The following is a 1,682-nucleotide window of genomic DNA, read 5'->3' as shown; positions in this document are numbered from 1 at the left end:
CGATTTTAACCATCGGGGGCACCGGTAAAGGGGGCTCGATTCTGCAGATGCAGCAAAATATTTTACCCCCTCCCTCCCCGTAGTCCATGCAGAAAGAAGGTGATTAATTTGGATAGACAAAATGTTGGTTTTCGAATGAAGGAAAAACGAAAAGATAAAAAGCTGACGCAAGCGGATTTCTCTAAGCTAGCTGGTGTTTCAACGAACTATTATGCAAGCATTGAACAAGGTAAAAATTCTCCGAGTTTGGAGCTCCTAACTAGAATCGCAGAGGCATTAGGCGTATCTGTACTTTATTTATTAAACGATAGAATTGATGATATGGAAAGTAGAGTGGAGTCAGAAGTTGAGCGACTGAAAAAACTATTTAAAAATATTCCGAAAGACCAACTAGATGTTGCGGAAGGATTGATCATTCAAGCTGCTCGACTACGGATATTATTAGACGACAATTGGAAAGACATTTTGGAGAATGGGGAATATGAGAAATTCTCCCAAAGTGAAAGCCAAGTGCCTTACGATCGAAAGCGACCAATTGTTGAAAACTATGATAATCGAGATAAAACATATCAAGCCATTATAAAACAATTGACTGACTTATTGCCGCAACAGAAAGTTGATAGGAAATCAAAGTTGTTAGGTCGATAGCTTATGTTGCATAATACGTATGTTGAATACTATATAAAGAACTGGAAATGTGGCAAACTATTACTCAACAAAAAAAGAGTACAGTTGATCTGTTTAATTGAAAAACATATATTACCACGGGATGACATTTATTATTTTGATGAGGAACAGATTACAAACTATATAGAGTACAGCGAAACCTGGTATTTTGAATTAGATGAATGGGAGAAATTTATAACCCCATTCATTTTTTTATTCCACAAAGAAGATGATGAACCTGTATTTGATGAGTTTGTCATTAACATGGGGCGAGGTGGTGGAAAGAATGGTTTTATATCCACACTTGCTAATTATTTTATCAGCCCCTTGCACGGTATTGACTACTATGACGTATCTATTGTTGCTAACTCTGAAAAACAGGCAAAACGAAGTTTCTTGGAATGTTTTCGAGTCATAAATAAAAAAAGCAATGAGGATTTGAAAGAAGAATTTGAAGCCTTCAAAAGTAGCATAACTGGTACAAGCACTCAATCTGTTTTTGAATATAAGACCAGTAATGCTAGCTCACAGGATGGTGGCCGTGAAGGTGCGGTTATTTACGATGAATATCACGAAATGGAAGATTCCGACATTGTTGATGTGTTTAGTGGTGGTTTAGGTAAGGTAGATCATGGCCGTCAGTTTTTCATTGGAACAAAAGGATTTGTTAGAGAGGGTTATTTCGATATCAAATATCGAGAATGCGAAGATGTGCTTAATGGCTTGATTGAGTTTGGTGGTGTTTTCCCATACATTTGTGAGCTTGATGATTTGAAAGAAATGGACGATCCGAAGAATTGGGCGAAAGCTAACCCGGCACTTCAGGAACCATTAAACAAACGAGGTAAACGATTATTTAACAAGGTTAAGAAGGAATACGATAAGTTAGCTCATAATCCTTCTGGTCGTGCGGCGTTTGTTACAAAACGTATGAACTTCATTGAGGATAACATGGAAAATTCCGTAGCTTCTCGTGAAGAAATCATGGCGACCAACAGACCATTTTTTAAACTCGA

Annotated in this window: 2 protein-coding genes and 1 pseudogene; all 3 read left to right on the top strand. The window is 37.4% G+C overall.

Going from position 1 to position 1,682, the window contains the following annotated elements; all coding sequences use genetic code 11:
- Positions 1-135: 135 nt before the first annotated feature.
- A pseudogene (locus BM098_RS13945) lies at positions 136-294 on the top strand (helix-turn-helix domain-containing protein); the annotation flags it as partial.
- Between the two features lie 27 nt (positions 295-321).
- Positions 322-648: a hypothetical protein gene (locus BM098_RS13940; RefSeq protein WP_327058550.1), complete on the top strand. Its 327-nt coding sequence runs from the start codon at positions 322-324 to the stop codon at positions 646-648.
- Positions 649-651: 3 nt separating this feature from the next.
- A partial coding sequence (locus tag BM098_RS12965; RefSeq protein WP_234987509.1) for a terminase large subunit domain-containing protein occupies positions 652-1,682 on the top strand: 1,031 nt, incomplete at its 3' end.

The sequence above is a fragment of the Halolactibacillus halophilus genome (genome assembly GCF_900115605.1).
Taxonomy (GTDB): Bacteria; Bacillota; Bacilli; order Bacillales; family Amphibacillaceae; genus Halolactibacillus; species Halolactibacillus halophilus.
The sequence above is the reverse complement of the archived record's forward strand: the minus strand, read 5'-3'. Positions and strand labels throughout refer to the sequence as shown.

Excerpts from the sequence above, each read along its gene's own strand:
- BM098_RS13940 (WP_327058550.1), top strand. The coding sequence starts at position 322 with ATGGAAAGTAGAGTGGAGTCAGAAGTTGAGCGACTGAAAAAACTATTT.